This window comes from Wolbachia endosymbiont of Drosophila bocki, from assembly GCF_028982005.1.
GTDB classification, from domain to species: domain Bacteria; phylum Pseudomonadota; class Alphaproteobacteria; order Rickettsiales; family Anaplasmataceae; genus Wolbachia; species Wolbachia pipientis.
The window spans coordinates 1-3,018 of sequence record NZ_JAPQLG010000192.1 but is presented as its reverse complement, the minus strand read 5'-3'; the positions used below and the strand labels follow the sequence as shown (position 1 = coordinate 3,018).

Below are 3,018 nucleotides of genomic sequence, written 5' to 3'. Positions count from 1 at the left end.
GCTATTTATAATGAATTTTGTCAGTAACTGCCAGTTCTTTTCACTTGAGCGATGCAACAAAGCCCACTGGAATCCAGCCTTTCTGCAATCTCATCGAAAACGTTGTAACCACTTTCTATGCTAGTTTGCTTGTGAGCAACCTGGATTCCAATGTCAAGCACTGGAATGACACCGTTATAAAGGAACCAGTGTCAGCTACTTGAATGACACAGTCTTTGCTTAAACCCGTAACGTTCGTACATTTTGCTAAAAGTTCAAATATCAACATCATGCACATTAAGTGCATTGCTATTAATAAAATCACGGCGTGGTTCAACTATATCACCCATTAATATTGAAAATATGGAATCAGCTTCTTCACAATCTTTTATTTCAACCTTTAATAAAGTTCTAGCCTCAGGATTTAACGTAGTATCCCATAGCTGATCAGCATTCATTTCACCAAGACCTTTAAATCTCTGCAGAGTTAAACCTTTTTTACCATAGTCCATTATTATTTTTGCAAGCGTACTTGGAGAAGTGATTCTTATTTCAGTTTCTTGTGACTTTAAAAATGAATCACCATTAAATAAATTACTTATACCATCAAGCAAACTTAATATGTTTTGCATATCTTTGCCTTCAAGCATACTAAGTGCAAATATATATTTGTCTGCCAATCCTTGAAACAATTTAGAGATATGAATTTCTTTTTCTTCGTCTTTTATTTCCACTTCCCAAGTGTATTCGCTGTACATTAACTTCAAATACTTTAATATCTCATCAGCCGATGATAGAGCATTCTTTTTACTTAAAATTAGCAATGACTCTAAGAGATTTTGTGGTATTTCTCTATCATAATTTTTGCTAATATTAGAAGTGCTAACGCATTTATTCAAAATAAGGCGCAAGTTGTTAAATTCTGTAGCTGTACCACTTAGTGTTAATCTTTTAACTGCTGAGTTTATTATATACTCTTCAAAAGTTTCGTCATCTTTAATATAAGTGTCTTTGGCATTCTTTGTAACTTTATAGAGGGGTGGCTGTGCTATGTATAAGTAACCTTTTTCAATAACTTCACGCATATGTCTAAAAAAGAAAGTTAGAATCAAAGTTCTTATATGTGAACCATCAACATCTGCATCTGTCATGATGATAATTTTATGATATCTAGCTTTTTCAATATCGAAGTGTTCACTCCCTATTCCAGCACCAATTGCAGTAATTAAAGAGCCTATTTCTGCAGATGAAAAAATACGATCTAAACTTACACGTTCTACGTTTAGAATTTTTCCTCTTAAGGCAAGCACTGCTTGTGTTTTACGATTACGCCCCTGCTTTGCAGTACCACCTGCTGAATTACCCTCTACTATAAATAATTCCGATAACTCAGGAGCTTTTTCCTGACAATCAGCAAGCTTTCCTGGCAGAGTTGCAATATCAATATTGTTTTTGCTTTTAACTAGCTCGCGCGCTTTTCTTGCAGCTTCTCTTCCTTTTGCTGACCTGATTGCTCTTTCTACTATGCTTGCTGCCAATTTGGGATCAGTTTCAAGGATTGTGCTCAATTTATCAGAAACTATACTTTCTACAACTGCACGTGCTTCAGAACTAACTAGTTTATCTTTTGTTTGTGAAGAAAACTTAGGATCAGGCATCTTAAGAGATAAAACACAAGTTAAACCTTCTCTAACGTCCTCTCCAGTTAAATTTACTTTTGCTTTCCTTAAAAACCCTTCATTAGTTGCATAGGTATTGATACATCTAGTTAGTGCAGATCTAAATCCTGCCAAATGCGTACCACCATCTCGTTGCCGTATATTATTAGTGAAACACAACATATTCTCATAGTAGGAGTCATTCCATTCCATCGATATTTCCAAGCTGATGCCAAGATCTTCTGCATCTCCTTTCATACTGGCAATTTTAGTTACATGTGTCTTATTCTTATCTAAATACTGCACAAAATTTGCTGTACCAAAATTGTCTTTAGATTGATTGCTCTGATTGAAATGAGATTCTGTATATGGTTCATTGCGCAGATCACGTAAAGTAATGTCGATATTTGAATTTAAAAATGCTAATTCTCTTATACGACTTTCAAGCGTTGAGTAACTGAAATTAATGCCATTAAAAGTCTCTGTTGATGGCATGAACGTGACTTTAGTTCCTCTTTTGTTTGTATTTTCGTTGACTACCTTTAAAGGTTCAATAGACTCACCATCTTCAAAACGCATAAAGTGTTCTTTCTTATTGCGCCAAATAATTAATTCCAACCAGCTTGATAATGCATTCACAACTGAGATTCCAACACCATGTAATCCCCCAGAAACTTTATAGGTATTGCTGTCAAATTTACCACCAGCATGGAGTTGAGTCATTATTACCTCTGCTGCTGATATTCCTTCTTCTTCATGAATGTCAGTTGGAATGCCACGACCATTATCAGTTACAGATACTGAACCATCTTTATTTATGCTAACTTCAATGTGATCACAATATCCAGCTAAAGATTCATCTATTGCGTTATCAACAACCTCATATACCATGTGGTGCAAGCCAGATCCATCGTCAGTGTCACCAATGTACATACCTGGACGTTTCCTTACAGCATCAAGACCCCTTAAGATTTTTATTGCATCGGCATTATAACTATTTTCCATGGTATTGCTTCGTTTATGAATGTTAATTAATATTACATTCATATATGCTGATTAGCAACATTTTTAAACTGATAACCCATATTAAAAGCACAACTTTACGAATGTTTATTTTTGAAGACAGCAAATAGTGTCATTCCAATGTGTCTTCCATAACTGTACGAACATTCATTTTTGAAGGTAAATTGCACAACAGATGATGTCATTCCAGTGCTTGACACTGGAATGGCTTTGTTGCATCGCTAGCTATGATGGATTAAAGATAAAAAAGATGGAGAATATCAGTAGCTTATTATTCTGGTATTTATAAGAACCTGTTAAGGATCTCGAAAATATGAGGTAGAATAAGCATAGTTAAGAAAGAGGTATATCTATGCAA

At 34.8% G+C, this 3,018-nt stretch carries 2 protein-coding genes; both read right to left on the bottom strand.

Translation table 11 applies throughout. The features are described 5' to 3' along the window. Positions 1-20: 20 nt before the first annotated feature. Entirely contained in the window at positions 21-161 is a 141-nt protein-coding gene (locus OZD61_RS04650) for a hypothetical protein (protein WP_274980024.1), read from the bottom strand. Between the two features lie 93 nt (positions 162-254). Then, positions 255-2,642 carry a DNA topoisomerase (ATP-hydrolyzing) subunit B gene (gene gyrB, locus OZD61_RS04645; protein WP_274980023.1) on the bottom strand — a complete coding sequence of 796 codons (2,388 nt, stop codon included), beginning with the start codon at positions 2,640-2,642 and terminating at the stop codon, positions 255-257. Between the last annotated feature and the right edge of the window lie 376 nt (positions 2,643-3,018).